Annotated in this window: 14 protein-coding genes; 4 read left to right on the forward strand and 10 right to left on the reverse strand. The window is 70.3% G+C overall.

Features of this window, described 5'->3' with window-relative positions:
* Positions 1–26 precede the first annotated feature (26 nt).
* A complete protein-coding gene (locus tag AKG07_RS07220) occupies positions 27–395 on the forward strand; it encodes a VOC family protein (protein WP_053097114.1) in 369 nt (122 codons plus the stop codon).
* Between the two features lie 14 nt (positions 396–409).
* On the opposite strand, the gene AKG07_RS07225 is transcribed toward AKG07_RS07220, so the two are convergent.
* Genes AKG07_RS07225 through rsmI form a run of 3 tightly spaced genes read right to left on the reverse strand, consistent with a single transcriptional unit; the run spans position 410 to position 3,004 of the window.
* Entirely contained in the window at positions 410–1,516 is a 1,107-nt protein-coding gene (locus AKG07_RS07225) for a LacI family DNA-binding transcriptional regulator (protein ID WP_053097116.1), read from the reverse strand.
* A 49-nt stretch (positions 1,517–1,565) separates the two neighbouring features.
* Positions 1,566–2,186, reverse strand: a complete 621-nt coding sequence (locus AKG07_RS07230; RefSeq protein WP_053097118.1) for a class I SAM-dependent methyltransferase — start codon at positions 2,184–2,186, stop codon at positions 1,566–1,568.
* Positions 2,186–3,004, reverse strand: a complete 819-nt coding sequence (gene rsmI / locus AKG07_RS07235; RefSeq protein ID WP_053097120.1) for a 16S rRNA (cytidine(1402)-2'-O)-methyltransferase — start codon at positions 3,002–3,004, stop codon at positions 2,186–2,188. The genes AKG07_RS07230 and rsmI overlap by 1 nt, the downstream gene beginning before the upstream one ends.
* Before the next feature lie 48 nt (positions 3,005–3,052).
* Here rsmI and AKG07_RS07240 point away from each other — a divergent pair, with 48 nt between their 5' ends.
* Positions 3,053–4,618, forward strand: coding sequence for a dolichyl-phosphate-mannose--protein mannosyltransferase (locus tag AKG07_RS07240; protein ID WP_053097122.1), 1,566 nt, complete (start codon positions 3,053–3,055; stop codon positions 4,616–4,618).
* A gap of 28 nt (positions 4,619–4,646) precedes the next feature.
* On the opposite strand, the gene AKG07_RS07245 is transcribed toward AKG07_RS07240, so the two are convergent.
* From AKG07_RS07245 to AKG07_RS07265, 5 genes are all read right to left on the reverse strand, one after another.
* A complete protein-coding gene (locus tag AKG07_RS07245) occupies positions 4,647–6,056 on the reverse strand; it encodes an amino acid permease (protein WP_053097123.1) in 1,410 nt (469 codons plus the stop codon).
* Between the two features lie 78 nt (positions 6,057–6,134).
* Entirely contained in the window at positions 6,135–7,934 is a 1,800-nt protein-coding gene (locus AKG07_RS07250) for a thioredoxin domain-containing protein (RefSeq protein ID WP_053097126.1), read from the reverse strand.
* 37 nt (positions 7,935–7,971) lie between these two features.
* Complete coding sequence (msuE, locus tag AKG07_RS07255) at positions 7,972–8,541, reverse strand: FMN reductase (RefSeq protein WP_053099190.1); 570 nt, start codon at positions 8,539–8,541, stop codon at positions 7,972–7,974.
* 76 nt (positions 8,542–8,617) lie between these two features.
* Entirely contained in the window at positions 8,618–9,454 is an 837-nt protein-coding gene (locus tag AKG07_RS07260; RefSeq protein ID WP_053097128.1) for an aldo/keto reductase, read from the reverse strand.
* The gene (locus AKG07_RS07265) at positions 9,451–10,644 is read right to left on the reverse strand and encodes a heparan-alpha-glucosaminide N-acetyltransferase domain-containing protein (RefSeq protein ID WP_233277346.1); all 1,194 of its coding nucleotides are present in this window, start codon (positions 10,642–10,644) and stop codon (positions 9,451–9,453) included. The genes AKG07_RS07260 and AKG07_RS07265 overlap by 4 nt, the downstream gene beginning before the upstream one ends.
* Before the next feature lie 25 nt (positions 10,645–10,669).
* On the opposite strand from AKG07_RS07265, the gene hrpA reads away from it, so the two are divergent.
* Both hrpA and AKG07_RS07275 read left to right on the forward strand, forming a co-directional pair.
* A complete protein-coding gene (hrpA, locus tag AKG07_RS07270) occupies positions 10,670–14,548 on the forward strand; it encodes an ATP-dependent RNA helicase HrpA (protein WP_053097130.1) in 3,879 nt (1,292 codons plus the stop codon).
* Positions 14,549–14,557: 9 nt separating this feature from the next.
* Positions 14,558–15,502, forward strand: coding sequence for a quinone oxidoreductase family protein (locus AKG07_RS07275; protein ID WP_053097132.1), 945 nt, complete (start codon positions 14,558–14,560; stop codon positions 15,500–15,502).
* Positions 15,503–15,507: 5 nt separating this feature from the next.
* Here AKG07_RS07275 and AKG07_RS07280 read toward each other — a convergent pair whose 3' ends face one another.
* Complete coding sequence (locus tag AKG07_RS07280; RefSeq protein ID WP_053097133.1) at positions 15,508–15,792, reverse strand: WXG100 family type VII secretion target; 285 nt, start codon at positions 15,790–15,792, stop codon at positions 15,508–15,510.
* Complete coding sequence (locus AKG07_RS07285; protein WP_150115090.1) at positions 15,789–16,046, reverse strand: hypothetical protein; 258 nt, start codon at positions 16,044–16,046, stop codon at positions 15,789–15,791. The genes AKG07_RS07280 and AKG07_RS07285 overlap by 4 nt, the downstream gene beginning before the upstream one ends.
* Positions 16,047–16,049 lie beyond the last annotated feature (3 nt).

Below are 16,049 nucleotides of genomic sequence, written 5' to 3' on the forward strand. Positions count from 1 at the left end.
TGACACGACAAGGAAAGAGCGCGATCATGCCCGTCACCGGACCCGACTTCATCTCCCTGCAGGTGCGCGACCTCGACGCCTCACAGGCGTTCTACGAGCGCTATCTCGGACTCGTCAGATCGCCGGCGGGTCCGCCTCACGCCGTGGTCTTCGAGACGACGCCGATCGCCTTCGCGCTGCGCGACCTCGCCCCGGGAACCGACCTCGACTCCGTCGACCAGCCCGGGATCGGCACGGCGGTCTGGCTGCACGCCACGGATGTCCAGGCGATCCATGACGCCCTCCTCGCCGACGGCCGCGCGATCGTGTCCGAGCCGATCGACGGCCCGTTCGGTCGCACGTTCACTTTCGCCGACCCCGATGGCTACCGCATCACCCTGCACGACCGCACCTGAACGCCGCCAGCCGTTCAGTCGGGGCGCTGGGAGCTCTCGCGGACGAGGATCTGCACGGGCAGGCGCACCGTCATCGGCTCGCCGTCCGGGTTCTCGAGACGTCGCGAGAGCAGCTGCACGGCGGCCCGCCCGAGATCGATCATCGGCTGGCGGACGGTGGTGAGGGCGGGACGCGACAGCGCCGCCGCCTCGATGCCGTCGAAGCCCGTGACCCGGACATCGTGGGGCACGCGGATACCGGCCGAGCGGAACGCGTCGATCGCCCCGAGGGCCATCTGGTCGTTCGCGGCGATGAGTGCGGCGGGGACGCCGTCGGCGATCAGCTGCTCAGCCGCCCGCCGCCCGGATGCGCGGGTGAAGTCGCCGCGCAGCACCGTCACGGCATCCGTCGCGATGCCCGCCTCGGCGACCGCCGCGGCGAAACCCTCCCAGCGCTGGGCGCCGTCGGGCGAGTCCTCGGGGCCGGCGAGAAAAGCGAGCGCCCCCTGGTCGGCCTGCGCGAGCACCAGTCTGGTCAGCTCCGACATCGCCTCGGCGTTGCTGACGGTCACGTGGTCGTAGCTGTCGCCGCGCGCCGGCCCCGAGAGCACCACCACGGGGATCCGCTGAGCGAGCCGGGCGAGCACGTCGTCGGGCACGCTCTGCGCCAGCACCATCAGCCCGTCGACGCGTCCGGCGATGTCCCGCACGGTCTCGCGCGTCGGATCGTCACGGCCGACGCCGATCATGAGCACGAAACCCTGCTTCCAGGCTTCGAGCTCCGCTCCCCGCAGCACCTCGTCGAGGAACAGCATGGTCGGATGCGGTGCGCCCGCGTCGGCGGACGCCTGCTCGACCGTGAACGGCGGCGCCTCGCCCTGGTCATCGGCCAGCACGTCGAGGACGGGCGCGTCCTCCGAGGCATCGAAACCGGGGAAGTACAGCCCGAGCACGCCGGTGCGGCGCTCGGCCAGACCGCGCGCGCTGCCGCTGGGCACGTAGCCGAGCGCCGAGACGGAGTCGAGCACGCGCTCGCGCGTGGCGGGGCGCACGGCATCCGGCTGCCGCAGCACGCGGGAGACCGTCGCGATCGACACTCCGGCGCGGTCTGCGACGTCGTAGACGGTCGCCCTCTTGCTCACGCTCGGTCCTCCTCCGCTTGCGTGTGCACCAGGCTACCCGGCGAGCGAGTCACCGCCTGCGTGCTTCGAGTGAGCCGTGAGGGCGGGCGCTGATCTCGCCGGGTTCGCGGCCCCGGGTGTCACTCGTCACGACCTCGAAGCACGCGTCGGCGAGAAGCCCGGCGAGCGCCTCGGCAGACCAGAAGTACGCCGGCGCGACGGCATGCGCGAACGGCTCGCGCGGCTCGCCGTCGAAGAAGCCGATCAGGATGCTGCCTCCGGGAGCCAGCACGCGGGCGAACTCTTCGAGGATCCCGGGGATGTCAGCCGGCGAGGTGTGGATCAGTGAGTACCAGGCGAGGATGCCTCCGACCGACCCCGCCGCGAACGGCAGGTCGCGGAACGAGCCGACGTCGAAGGAGATGCCCGGATGCCGTTTCCTCGCCGTCGCGATGAACTCCTCCGACAGGTCGATCCCCTGCGCCACGCGTTCGCCGAGACTCAGGAGCTGGGTCCAGTGCCCGGGCCCGCAGCCGGCATCCAGCAGCAGGCCGGGGGCCGTGTCACGCCAGGCCTCGATGACCGCAGCATCCCGGGCATCCATCTGCTCGATCGCACCGGCGAGCTCCACGTACTCCGCGGCCCGCTCGTCGTAGGCAGCGGCGACGCCCGCGTCCGAGGTGCCTTCCATCAGCTGCGCGCGGCGAGCGCTGCCTGATACAGGTCGCGCGACGACAGGCCCGTCGCCGCGGCGACCTCGGCGCAGGCCTCCTTGAGACGCACGCCGGATGCCACGAGTCGCTGCACCTGCGCGAGAGCGTCTTCCGCCGACGCCTCACGAGGCGCTGCACCCTCGACCACCACGACGATCTCGCCCTTGACGCCCGCCGTCGCCCACTCGACGAGCTCGGCGGAGGTGCCGCGGCGCACCTCTTCGTAGAACTTGGTCAGCTCGCGGCAGACGGCGATGCGGCGGTCGTCGCCGAAGGCTGCGCCCATATCGGCGAGCGACGACGCCAGGCGGGCGGGAGACTCGAAGAAGACCATGGTGCGTGTCTCTGCGGCGAGCGCCCGCAGCGTCGAGCGCCGATCCCCGGGCTTGCGCGGCAGGAACCCCTCGAACGTGAAGCGGTCGGTCGGCAGTCCCGAGATGGAGAGCGCCATCAGCACGGCGCTCGGCCCCGGGATCGCCGTCACCGTCACTCCCTGAGCGACCGCCTCGGCGACGAGCCCGTACCCGGGGTCGCTGATGGCCGGCATCCCCGCGTCGCTCACGACGACGACATCCGTCTCGACCGCGAGTGCGGCGAGCTCCGCCGCTCTCTGCTTCTCGTTGTGATCATGGAGTGCGATCAGCCGGGGGCGGTTCGAGATCTGCAGAGCCTGCATGAGCCGCTGCGTGGTGCGCGTGTCCTCCGCGACGACGACCTCGGCGTTCTCCAGCACCTCGACGAGGCGACGCGAGACATCCCCGAGGTTTCCGATCGGTGTTGCGGCGAGGATGATCACCCGCCCAGCTTAGGCGGCGCCCAGCGGCGGAGTGTCTAGGCTGGTGCGGTGACCGCGCCCCTGCCTCTGCTGCCTCCGCCCGAGCAGCGACTGACGCGCTACGAGCGACTGCGCGACCGCGTGCTGCAGGACCCCGACTGGGGGCGCATGGTGCGCTGGTTCGCGCCGCTCGTGGTGACGGCCCTGGCCGCCGTGCTGCGCCTGGTCAACCTCGGCCATCCGCACCAGCTCGCCTTCGACGAGACCTACTACGTCAAGGACGCCTGGTCGCTGTGGACTCTCGGATACGAAGGCACCTGGGGCAAGGACGCGAACGAGGCGTTCATCACACTGCAGCAGCTGCCGCTGTCGGATGCCGGGTCGTTCGTCGTGCATCCACCCCTGGGCAAATGGCTGATCGCCCTGGGGATGGCCATCGGAGGACCCGACAACACGGTGGGCTGGCGCATCGCGACGGCACTGCTGGGCGCCGCCACCGTGCTGCTCGTCTATCTGGTCGCCCGCCGCCTGACCGGCTCGATCGTGGTGGCGACGGTCGCCGGCACCCTGCTGGCGATCGACGGCCTCAGCATCGTGATGAGTCGCACGGCCCTGCTCGACGGCCCTCTGACGTTCTTCCTCATGCTCGGCGCGCTCTTCATCCTGATCGACCGCGACCGGGTGATCCCCGTGCTGGAACGCGCAGACCCCGATACCGACCCCGACTCCCCCGCGCCGATGTGGGGTCCCGTGCTCTGGCGGCGTCCGTGGCTGATCGCCGCAGGTGTCGCGCTCGGCGCCGCCTGCGCCGTGAAGTGGTCGGGGCTCTATGCGCTCGCGGCCTTCGGCCTGTACGTCGTGGTGACGGATGCCCTGGCACGACGCCGCGCGGGCGTCGTGCTCTGGCCCACCGCAGCCGCCTTCCGTCAGGGACCGGTCTCCTTCGTGCTGCTCGTGCTGCCGGCGCTCGCCACCTACCTCGCCAGCTGGACGGGGTGGCTCGTCACCGCCGGCGGCTATGCCCGGCAGAGCGATCCGAATCCGCTGATCGCGCTGTGGAACTACCACGAGGCGATCCTGAACTTCCACGTCGGTCTCAGCAAGGGCCACCCGTACGCGAGCCCCGCGTGGGAGTGGCCTCTGCTGCTGCGCCCCACAGCCGTCTGGGTGGGCAGCGACCCCGGGCCCTGCGGCGTCGATCACTGCATCGCGGTGATCTCGACGATCCCCAACCCGCTGATCTGGTACGCCGGTGTCGCCGCGGCTCTCTACCTGCTCTACCGCATCGTGCGCGGGTGGGCCGAACGTCGCCCCGTCGGTCCAGCCCTCACGTTCCCCCTGGTCGGGCTCGCGGCGACGTACGTGCCCTGGCTGCTGTTCCCTGAGCGGACGATCTTCCAGTTCTACACGGTCGCGATGGCGCCGTTCCTCGTGCTCGCACTCGCGGTCGTTCTCCGTCAGATCGCGGGACGCCGGGAGGATCCGCTGCACCGCCGGCAGTCGGGCGAGCGCACCGTGATCGTCTTCCTCGCCGTCGTGGTGCTGGTCTCCGCGTTCTTCTACCCGGTGTGGACCGGCATGAGCGTGCCCTACCAGTTCTGGCTCCTGCACAACTGGCTGCCCGGCTGGATCTGACCCGACCAGCGGCAGCACGTGCGCGCGGTCAGCCCTCGACCACTCCGTCGCGCTCGCCGGCCACCCCCGGGCGAGAGACACCGCGTGTCAGGCGGGCGACGACCAGCAGCACCGCAGTGAGGCCGATCGTGAGCAGCAGCTGCACACGCGCAGCCTCGTCGATCATGGTGAGCGCGATCACTCCGGCGAGCAGCGCCAGGCACAGCCACGACAGCCAGGGGAAGCCCCACATGCGCATCGGCATCGCCGCACCCTCACGATCGGCACGGCGGCGGAGGATGATCTGCGAGACCGCCGTCGCCGTCCAGATGATGAGCAGCGTCGATCCGACCACGTTGAGCAGCGCCGGCAGCACCACATCGGGGAACGCCCAGTTCAGCCCGACCGTGATGAAGCCGAACGCGACGGAGGCGAGCACGGCCACGACCGGCACGCCCGTCGACGTCGTTCGCGTCGCCGCGAGCGGTGCGAGCCCGCGCTCACCGAGCGAGTACGCCATCCGCGACGCGCCGTAGATGTTCGCGTTCATCGCCGACAGCAGCGCGATCACGACGATGAGGTCCATCACGAGGCCGACGCCCGGCAGCTGCAGTGTGTCGAGCACTGCGGAGAAGGGACCGTCCTTGACGGCGGGATCGTTCCACGGGAGCACCGACACGATCACGAAGATCGAGCCGACGTAGAAGATCAGGATGCGGACGAGGACCTCGCGCACGATCCGGCGGATGTTGCGTGCGGGGTCGTCGGACTCTGCCGCCGCGATCGCGACGACCTCGGTGCCGCCGAACGCGAAGACCACGATGAGGAGCGCCGCCGCGATGCCCGTGAGGCCGTTCGGAGCGAAGCCGCCGTTGTCGACGAGATTGCCGATGCCGGTCGCGGGCACGCCGGGGATGAAGCCCAGGATCGCGCACACGCCGACCACGAGGAACACGATGATCGCCGCGACCTTGATCGCCGCGAACCAGAACTCGAACGTGCCGTAGTTGCGCACCCCGAAGAGGTTGACCGCGGTCAGGGCGACGACGAAGACGAGCACCCATACCCAGGCCGGGATGCCGGGGATCCAGGCCGCGATGATCCCGGCGGCGCCGGTGGCCTCGGCGGCGATCACGACGACGAGCTGGATCCAGTAGAGCCACCCGACCGCGCTGCCGGCGCTGCGGCCCATCGCCTTCTGCGCGTATGAGCTGAAGGCTCCTGAGCTCGGGCGGGCGGCGACCATCTCGGCGAGCATCGCCATGATCAGCACGACGATGCCGCCGGCCACGAGGTACGAGATGAGCACGGCAGGACCGGCGATGCTGATCGCCTGTCCCGACCCGACGAACAGTCCGGCGCCGATCGCCCCGCCGAGTCCCATCATCGAGATCTGCCGACGGGTCAGCCCGGGGTGCAGACCTTTGGTCGTGGTCGTCGTGGTGGGAACCTCGGTCATGCGCGTGCCTCCTGCGTGCGATGAGCAGACTGCTCAGCCTACGCGGCTCCGCCCGCCGTCCAGGATCGCAGCCTGAGCTCACCGCGCGAGCGGGAGGTCTGCGGGGTCGCGCACCGGGAGCCGGCACACGAACGAGCGGCAGTCGAACGCCTGCTCCATCGCGTCGCCCTTGCCGTCGAACAGCTCGAAGCCGGCATCCGCGAATGCCTGGGCCTGCTCCGGGGTGACGATCGCGACGACGTCCGCGTCGGCCCTGCGGGCTGCCGAGGCGAGTGCGCCCTCGGGCGTCTCGGTGACGACGACGAGCTGCCTCGGCGCATCGACGAGACCCGCTGCCACGCGCAGCAGGCTGCCGTGCGCGAACGGCTGTGCAATGGCGGGCGCGGCATGCTCGCGCACGCGTTCCGCGGCTGCCTCGCGATACCGATCCCCCGCGCCGAGACGCCAGGCGGTGAGGGATGCCGCAGCCACGGCCGCCGCATCCGACGGCAGATCGCCGTCGGTCTGATCGGGCGCTGCGGCGATGCCGTGCTCGGCGAGCAGCGGGTCGCCCTCGAAGCCCTCGATCGCCGCGTCGAGCAGTGTGCGTGCCTCCACCGCCCACGCCGCCTCGCCCGTGACCGCGGCGAGCGCGAACAGCCCGTCGGCCAGGAGAGCGACATCGGCCGCGGTGGCGACCGCACCCGAGGCGACCCCGTCGAGCGACGCCCGCACGAGAGCCCCGGTCGCATCCCTGTTGACTCGCAGCACGTACTCGGCAGCCTCGGCCGCGGCCCGCACCCAGGACCCTTCCGCCAGAGAAGCTCCCGCGCGGGCGAGACCGGTGATGGCCAGACCGTTCCATCCCGTGATGACCTTGCCGTCGACGGCAGGGAGCTCGAGACCGGTCCTCTCGGAGGGCGGTCGCAGGTAGTAGCCGCCCTCGCTGCGTTCGCCGTCGATCCACGACTCCGAGTCCTGAGCCGCGCCGAACCCGCCGCCCGCCCTGCGCAGCGTGCCCAGGAGGAAGTCGGCGATGCCGCGTGCGGTCGCGTCGTCACCCGCGTCGAGCGCCACGTCGAGCAGCTGCGCGTTGTCGGTCAGCATCCGCTCGTAGTGCGGCACGCTCCAGTCGCGTCGGGTCGCGTAGCGGAAGAACCCCCCATCGGCATCGCGCAGATCGGAGGCGGCCATCGCGGCGAGCGCCCGGTCGGCCGACTCGGCGGCATCCGGGGCCTCTCTGCGCACGAGCGGTGTCTGCAGCATCCTCAGGGTCGTCGCGACCGGGAACTTCGGCGCATCGCCGTAACCGCCGAAGCGGCGATCCTCCCGAGCCGCGATCGTCCGCGCCGCGCCGGCGAGAGCATCGGCGTCCGGAAGATCGGAGGGGGTCGAGGCGCCTGCGCGGGCGAGGGCGTCCGTGACGGCATCCGCAGACTCCTCTGCCTGGGCACGGCGCTGGGTCCACGCCTCCTGCACCGCGGCGAGCACGTCACGGAACGCGGGCATCGGCTGTCGTGCCTCGGGCGGCCAGTAGGTTCCGGCGTAGAACGTGCGGCCCCGCGGCGTCGTGAAGACGGTGAGGGGCCAACCGAGATTCTGCGTGAACGCCGAGGCAGCTGCCATGTAGGCGCCGTCGACGTCGGGATGCTCCTCGCGGTCGACCTTCACCGCGACGAAGTCGCGATTGATCAGTGCAGCCGTGTCGGGGTCGGCGAACGACTCCCTGGCCATCACATGACACCAGTGGCAGGTCGAATACCCGATCGAGATCAGCAGCGGCACATCGCGGCGCTGCGCCTCGGCGAAGGCCTCCGAGCCCCAGGCATACCAGTCGACAGGATTGTCGGCGTGGGCGCGGAGGTACGGGCTGAGCGTGTCGGCGAGCCGGTTCGTCATACGTCCACGCTACGCCGATCGGCGCCTGACGAGACGGTCAGGAGACGAGCAGCTCCGCCGGCCGGGATGCCGCATAGCCGACGAGCGGCAGCGCACGCTCGGCCGCGAGGGCGATGCGCGCGTGGAGCACGTCGGAGGCGATCACGTAGCCGTCGAAGTCGGTGTCGCTGGCGTAGACACCCAGGGGCAGCGTCAGCGCCTGGAAGAACGCGAACAGCGGCCGCAGCTGGTGCTCGATGATGAGCGCGTGGCGTTCCCCGCCGCCGGTCGCCGCGAGCAGCACCGGCTTGCCGACGAGCTCGTACTGACCCACGAAGTCGAACAGGTGCTTGAAGAGGCCGGTGAAGGATGCGCGGTAGACGGGGCTGCCCACGATCAGCAGGTCTGCCGCCTCGATCGCCACCAGCTTCTCCTCGACGCGCGCCGGAAGCTGGTCGCGACGCAGCGCTCCTGCGAGCGACGGGCCGATGTCGGTGAGCTCGATGACCTCGATCTCGACCTCGGCGCGCTCGGCGATCGCCCCGGCGATCGCACGGATGAGCGCCGTGGTCTTGCTGGGCTCGTGCAGAGATCCGGAGACGGCGACGACGCGGTAGGGAGCTGTCATGCGGACGACGCTACTCACGACGACGCCCCATGTCGCGGGAAGCGACACGGGGCGTCATCTGTCGACACGGAGCGTGTCAGTTCACGTCGTCGGGGTGCGATCCGACCCGACCAGAGCCGTCGAGCGGGTCGAGGGCGTCGATCGCCGCGACCTCGGCGTCCGTGAGCTCGAACCCGAACACGTCGAGGTTCTCGCGCAGGCGCTCGGCGCGCACCGACTTCGGGAAGACGATGAATCCGCGCTGCAGGTGCCAGCGCAGCACCGCCTGCGCGGGGGTGACGCCGTGCGCCGCCGCCGCCTCGGCCACCGCCGGCGTGCCGAACAGGTCGTACTTGCCCTGGCCGAGCGGGCCCCACGACTCGATGCGGATGCCGTGCTCGGTCGCCCAGTCGACGACGTCGCGCTGCTGGTAGGCCGGGTGCAGCTCGATCTGGTTGACCGCCGGCGTCACGCCGGTCTCGGCCACCACGCGCTCGAGGTGCGGAACGAGGAAGTTCGAGACGCCGATGCTGCGTGTCAGTCCTGCCTCGCGCAGCTCGATGAGCCGAGCGAAGGCGTGCACGTAGTCGTCCTTCGCCGGAGTGGGCCAGTGCACGAGGTAGAGGTCGACGACATCCAGCCCGAGCTTCTCGAGGCTCTCGCCGATCGCCGCACGCGGCTCGTCGTCGTGGTGGCGGTCGTTCCAGAGCTTGGTCGTGATGAACAGCTCGTCGCGCGGGATGCCGGAAGAGGCGATCGCCGCCCCGACGCCCTCTTCGTTGCCGTAGATGGCGGCCGTGTCGATGTGGCGGTAGCCGATCTCGAGCGCCTCGCTCACGGCTCGCTCGGTCTCGTCGGCCGGAACCTTGAACACCCCGTAGCCGAGCTGCGGGATGGAATGGCCGTCGTTCAGTTCGAGTGCAGGAATCGTCATGAATCCACCCTACGACCTGTGATGACAGGTCGACCAGGAGGAACCGCCGCCATCCTCGAGGCGACCCAGCCGACCAGCCTCTCGAGCGGGCCCCTCCCGAACAGGATCGACCACAGCGTGGTCGCGAGAAGCAGCGCGACGGCCGTCGCCAACCAGAAGGCATTGCTCGAGAAGAAGCCTCCGGGTCCTGCCACGAGCGCGACCGAGACGACATGCACGCTGTAGGCCGACAGGGGCATCGACCCCAACGCCCCGAGCGGAAGGAGCACCGCACGCAACGGCCCGCTGAGCAGCACGCACAGCGCGATGACCGACAGTGCGAACCCGCCCGAGCCGAGGATCTCGGCCGTTCCGCCGGAGTGCGGTTCGACGGCGAAGATCGCTCGGACGACGGCCCCTCCCGGATCCGCTGCGGCCAGCGCCTCGGAGTAGGTGCTCCACCCCGCGGCGGGCTCGCCGCCGAAGATCGCCGAGCCGGAGCCGGAGCCGAGGCGGGTGACTCCTCCGACGAGGCCCAGTCCGTAGCCGACGACCATGAGTCCGACGCCGGCGCCCAGCGTGATCGCCGCGGTCTCGACCTTCTCGACACGCAGGCGCCCGAGCGCCATACCGGCGAAGACGAACGCGAGCCACGCGGTGATCGGATACGAGCCGTAGAGGACGAGGCTGACGCCCGCGCCGGTGGGGTTCAGGGTGAGTGCGGCGAGCAACGCGAGCAGCGCCGGTGCCGCGAGTGCCAGGATGCCGGCGGCGATCAGCAGCTTCCACGGCTGCCACCGGAGGAACGGGATGACGGCGACGTAGAGCAGTCCGTAGAGCGTGAGGATCACCGCGATCGGCGTGTTCAGCATCTCCAGCGCCAGACCGATCAGGAAGATGACCGCTCCGCGACCGATCAGCTGCAGGCGGAGGCTCGGCATCCGCTCGGGATCGGGCAGCACGCTGCGGCCGGTCATCAGGGCGATCGAGACGCCGGCGAGCACGGCGAACAGGATCGACGATCGCCCGTGCACCAGGTCGGTCCAGGTCGACAGGTCGAACGGATCGAACGCCTCGGTCTCGCCGATGTGCGCTCCGGCCATGCCGAGGATCGCCAGCCCTCGGGCGACGTCGAGTCCGAGGATGCGCGGAGCCCGTCCGAACTCGTGGAACCACCGCGATGCGGGAGGAGGCTTCGACACAGTGCTCACGGATGAATCGTACGATGGGAGTTCTATGCCTTCCCCTGTGATCTTCTATCCTCCCGAGCTGCCGGTCAGCGCTGCGCGGGAGGAGATCGCCGACGCCATCCGCGACAACCAGGTCGTCATCGTGGCGGGAGCGACGGGCTCGGGGAAGACGACGCAGCTGCCGAAGATCTGCCTCGATCTCGGGCGCGAGCGCATCGCGCACACGCAGCCCCGACGACTCGCCGCCCGCACGATCGCCGAGCGCGTCGCCGAGGAGCTGCAGGTCGAGCTCGGCGGCCTCGTCGGATACAAGGTGCGCTTCACCGACAAGGTGTCCGACGACACGCGCATCGCGCTGATGACCGACGGCATCCTGCTCAATGAGATCCACCGCGACCGGCTGCTGCGCCGCTACGACACGATCATCATCGACGAGGCGCACGAGCGCTCGCTCAACGTCGACTTCCTGCTGGGCTACCTCGTGCGGATCCTTCCCGAACGACCTGACCTCAAGGTGATCATCACGTCGGCGACGATCGATCCCGAGAGCTTCGCCCGACACTTCGCGACGCGCGAAGGTGTGCCCGCGCCGGTGATCGAGGTGTCCGGCCGTACCTTCCCCGTCGAGATCCGCTACCGCGAGCAGACGGAGGAGACCGAGGAGTCCGACGAGGTGACCGCCATCGTCGCGGCCCTCCGTGAACTCGACCGCGAGGAGCCGGGCGACGTGCTGGTGTTCCTGCCGGGCGAAGCCGAGATCAGGGATGCCGCGGATGCCGTGCGCGGCGCGTACGCGAAGGATCGCTCCCCCACCGAGGTGCTGCCGCTGTACGGCCGGCTGTCGGCGGCGGAGCAGCACCGGGTGTTCGAGAAGAGCCGCGTCGCCGGTGTGCGGCGCCGGGTCGTGCTCGCCACGAACGTCGCCGAGACCAGCCTCACCGTTCCCGGCATCCGCTACGTGATCGACACCGGCACCGCGCGCATCTCGCGATACAGCAACCGCTCGAAGGTGCAGCGGCTGCCGATCGAGGCGATCTCGCAGGCCTCCGCGAACCAGCGTTCGGGCCGCGCCGGGCGCACGAGCGACGGCATCGCGATCCGCCTGTACAGCGAGGAGGACTTCGACAAGCGCGCGGAGTTCACCGAACCCGAGATCCTGCGCACCTCGCTCGCCTCGGTGATCCTGCAGATGCTGTCGCTCGGCTTCGGCGACATCACCGCCTTCCCGTTCCTCACCCCGCCCGACTCCCGGGGAGTCAAGGCCGCCGTCGACCTGCTCACCGAGCTGGGCGCCGTCACCGGCAGCGGAGACGCACCTCGACTCACCCGCATCGGTCGAGACATCTCCCGAATCCCGATCGACCCCCGCTTCGCCCGCATGCTGATCGAGGCCGGACGCCCCGGCGGCGGCGACGTCACCCGCGACGTGCTCGCGATCGTCGCCGGAATGTCGATCCAGGACGTGCGCGAGCGGCCGTCGCAGGAGGCGCCGCAGAGCGTGCGCGACGAAGCCGACCGCATGCATGCGCGCTTCACCGACCCGACGAGCGACTTCCTGTCGATCCTGAACCTGTGGAACCACCTCCGGGAGCAGCAGCGCGAGCTCGGTTCGAGCGCCTTCCGTCGCCTGTGCCGTTCGGAGCATCTCAACTACGTCCGGGTGCGTGAATGGTTCGACGTGCACCGTCAGCTGCGGTCGCTCGTGAGGGAGAAGGACTCCTCGCGCGGCGGGACCGCGGATCCGGATGCGATCCATCGGGCTCTGCTCGCCGGACTCCTGTCGCAGATCGGCATCCTCGACGAGCGCAACACCGGCAAGGGCCTCGATCCGAAGAAGAAGAGGATGGCGGAATACCGTGGCGCCCGCGGCATCCGCTTCTCGATCTTCCCCGGATCCGCCCTGCGCAAGAAGGCCCCGCAGGCGGTCATGGCCGCCGAGATCGTCGAGACCTCACGCACCTACGCCCGCACGGTCGCCGCCATCGACCCCGCCTGGGCGGAGGCGCTCGCGGGCGATCTCGCGAAGCGCCAGGTCACCGAGCCGCACTGGTTGAAGGATGCCGGCGCGGCGGTCGCGTACGAGAAGGTGACGCTGTTCGGGGTCGAGATCATCCCCCGTCGCCGTGTGCAGTTCGCCCGCATCGACCGGGCGGCGTCGCGTGAGATGTTCGTGCGACACGCCCTCGTCGAGGGCGAATGGGATCCGACGCGCATCGACAAGCGGGTCAGCGCTTTCTGGCGCAGCAACGCCGAACTGCGCAAGCGCCTCGAGAAGCTCGAGGAACGTGAGAGGCGTCGCGACATCCTGGCCGGCGACGAAGCGGTGTTCCGCTTCTACGACGAGCGGATCCCGACCGACGTCTTCGACGTGCGCTCGTTCGAGAAATGGTGGCGCGACGCGCTGGCCGCGACCCCGAAGCTGCTCGTGATGCGCGAGGCCGACCTGCTCGACGACGAGGACAGGGCCGATCAGAGCGAGTTCCCCACCCGGTGGACGCAGGGCGACCAGGTGCTCGGGCTCGCGTACCGTTTCGAGCCGGGGGCGGCCGACGACGGCGTGAGCGTCGTGATCCCGTTGCCTCTGCTCGCACAGATCGAGGACAGGGGCTTCGACTGGCAGGTGCCGGGGCTGCGCGCCGAACTCGTCACCGGCCTGCTCCGCGCACTGCCCAAGGCGATCCGACGGCACGTGGTGCCTGCGGCCGATTGGGCCGACAAGTTCGGTGCCGAGCTCGCCGGAGACGGCCCGGAGTCGCACGGCGGCCTTCCTCATCGCACGCTCAAAGAGGCGCTGGCACGCCTCATCCAGCCGCTCGCGAATCAGCTCGTCTCGGCTGCCGACTTCGAAGACGATCGCGTGCCCGCGCACCTGCGGATGAACTTCCGCGCCGTCGACGAGCGCGGGCGCGTCGCGGGATCGAACCGCGACCTCAGTGCGCTGCAGGCCGAGCTCGCCGACCGTGCGCGCAGCAGCGTGGCCCGGTCGATCGCGACCCCGCCCCGCCGCCCCGGCCCCTCGAAGGGACCGCAGCCCGCTGCCGTCGCCACCTCGATCGAGAAGGACGGCCTCACCGCCTGGACGTTCGGCGACCTTCCCGAGGTGCTCGACACCCGCGTGGCCGGCGGCGTCGTCCGCGGGTACCCGGCGATCGTCGACCAGGGGAAGACCGTCTCGGTGCGCGTCGAGTCCACGGCGGATGCCGCCGCCACCGCCACGCGGGCGGGCGTGCTGCGCCTCGTGCTGCTCGGTGTGCCCTCGCCCTCGTCGTACGTGCAGCAGCACCTCACCAGCCAGGAGAAGCTCGCACTCGCCGCGTCGCCCTACCAGTCGGCCGCCGCACTCATCGAGGACTGCCGGGCCGCGGTCGTCCAGAGCACGATCGATCGGCTGGCGCCGGGCGGCCTCGTGCGCACCGATGCCGAGTTCGTGCGCGTGCGCGACGCGGTGTCGGCGTCGCTCGTCGACGACCTCTTCGCCTGCGTGTCGCTCGTCGCTCGCATCCTCACGAAGACCCGCGATGTCGAGCGCGGCATCCGTTCGCAGAACTCCCTCGCACTGCTCGGGCCGCTGAACGACATCCGCACGCAGCTCTCGGGACTCCTGCACCCCGGGTTCGTCTCGGCGGCAGGCGTCGAGCGCCTCACGCACTTCCCGCGATACCTCGACGGGATGCTCGAGCGGCTGAAGACGCTCGCGAACGAGCCCGGCAAGGACCGCACGCGCATGAGCGAGTTCGAGCGCATGGCGAAGGCCTTCGAGGATGCCGGGGGCGCGATCCCGCTGCCCGCCGACGCACCGCCGGCCCTGGTCGAGACCCGCTGGCTGCTCGAGGAGTACCGGGTGAGCGTGTTCGCGCAGCGTCTCGGCACCGCGCAGCCCGTCTCTCCGCAGCGGATCATGAAGGTGCTGTCGTCTCGGGGGTAGCCTGAATCCATGGCTCGCGCGATCGTCTACACAGAGTTCGGTTCTCCTGATGTGCTGCACCTGATCGAGATCCCCGATCCGATCGCGCTCAGCGGCGAGGCCGTGGTGCGCATCGAGGCGGCGGGTGCCAACCCGATCGACGCCAAGCTGCGCAGTGCGAAGCGCCCCTCGCCGCCGATCACCGAGCCGCGTGCCGTCGGGTTCGACGGTGCCGGGGTCATCGAATCGCTCGGCGACGACGTCGACGGATTCGCGGTGGGCGACCGCGTCGCGATCCGCGACACCGTCGGCACCTACTCGAGCATGCTCGCCGTACCGGTCGACAAGCTCGTCGCGCTGCCCGATTCCGTCACCGCAGCGGAGGGTGCCGGCATCGGCATCCCCGCCGGCACCGCCTATCAGGCGCTCCGCTCGCTCGGAGTCACGGACGGTGACGTGCTGCTCGTGCACGGCGGTTCGGGCTCGGTCGGCCAGGCAGCCGTGCAGTTCGCCGTCGCCTGGGGCGCCACCGTCATCGCGACCGCCAGCCCGGCCCGACACGATCAGCTGCGTGACCTCGGTGCGATCCCGGTCGCATACGGAGACGGGCTGCTGGAGCGCGTACGCGAGGCCGCACCGGTCGGGGTGACGGTCGCGCTCGACTGCGCGGGGACCGATGAGGCCATCGAGGTGTCGCTCGAGCTCGTCGCCGACCGCGACCGCATCGCGACGATCGTCCGCGGCCCCGATGCCGCGTCGTTCGGCATCCGGGCGTTCTCGGGCGGTTCACCGGTGCCGCTCACTGAGCAGGAGCTCGTGTGGCGCGCGGAGGCCCTCGGCGCGACCGTCGACCTGCTGGCGGCGGGCGACTTCACGATCGAGCTCGGCCCCGAACTGCCGCTGAGCGAGGCGGCACACGCTCATGAGCTCATGGAGTCCGGAGCCGCCTCGGGCAAGATCGTGCTGATCCCGTAGGCCGCTCAGGACCAGACCCGGGCAGCCGTGGACGCCGTCGCCATGGAGAGGGAGTTCGCGGCGATCAGTCGGCGCGTGGCCTCGGCCAGCAACGCTCTCATGCTCTCGAGCGCGTTCGACCACTCCCGCTGGGCACGGTCATAGGCCCGTTGCGCTTCCCCGTCCCAGGTCGATTTCAGTAGCGTCGCCTCGGAATCGAGGGCGTCGAGTTCGTGCTCGATGGCTTTCACGGTGAGCGCGAGCTCGGCGACCGTCTGTGCCACGGCGTCGTGACGAACAGCGACCTTCATCGTTCCTCCGAGAGTTCGTTCGAGAGATCCAGCTCGCGAAGCACGTACGGCTGCGAGACGGCATCGGTGAGGTAATACGTGTAGAAGATCACCGCGGCTTCGTCGGCGGTGAAGATCTCGTTCGAGAACACGCGCACCGCTCGGTCGTCGCTGATGGGGATGAGGGTGGTCCTGCCGTCTGCGGGCTCGGGCCGTCCGACCGTGTACAGGTGCGACTCACCGTCGGGGCCGGGAAGCCGCACCTCGACGGTCATAGC

This window comes from Microbacterium sp. CGR1 (assembly GCF_001266755.1).
GTDB lineage: Bacteria > Actinomycetota > Actinomycetes > Actinomycetales > Microbacteriaceae > Microbacterium.

Coding starts and splice junctions, on each gene's coding strand:
- AKG07_RS07220 (WP_053097114.1), top strand. CDS start 27: ATGCCCGTCACCGGACCCGACTTCATCTCCCTGCAGGTGCGCGACCTC.
- AKG07_RS07230 (WP_053097118.1), bottom strand. CDS start 2,186: ATGGAAGGCACCTCGGACGCGGGCGTCGCCGCTGCCTACGACGAGCGG.
- AKG07_RS07245 (WP_053097123.1), bottom strand. CDS start 6,056: ATGACCGAGGTTCCCACCACGACGACCACGACCAAAGGTCTGCACCCC.
- AKG07_RS07250 (WP_053097126.1), bottom strand. CDS start 7,934: ATGACGAACCGGCTCGCCGACACGCTCAGCCCGTACCTCCGCGCCCAC.
- msuE (WP_053099190.1), bottom strand. CDS start 8,541: ATGACAGCTCCCTACCGCGTCGTCGCCGTCTCCGGATCTCTGCACGAG.
- AKG07_RS07260 (WP_053097128.1), bottom strand. CDS start 9,454: ATGACGATTCCTGCACTCGAACTGAACGACGGCCATTCCATCCCGCAG.
- hrpA (WP_053097130.1), top strand. CDS start 10,670: ATGCCTTCCCCTGTGATCTTCTATCCTCCCGAGCTGCCGGTCAGCGCT.
- AKG07_RS07275 (WP_053097132.1), top strand. CDS start 14,558: ATGGCTCGCGCGATCGTCTACACAGAGTTCGGTTCTCCTGATGTGCTG.
- AKG07_RS07280 (WP_053097133.1), bottom strand. CDS start 15,792: ATGAAGGTCGCTGTTCGTCACGACGCCGTGGCACAGACGGTCGCCGAG.
- AKG07_RS07285 (WP_150115090.1), bottom strand. CDS start 16,046: ATGACCGTCGAGGTGCGGCTTCCCGGCCCCGACGGTGAGTCGCACCTG.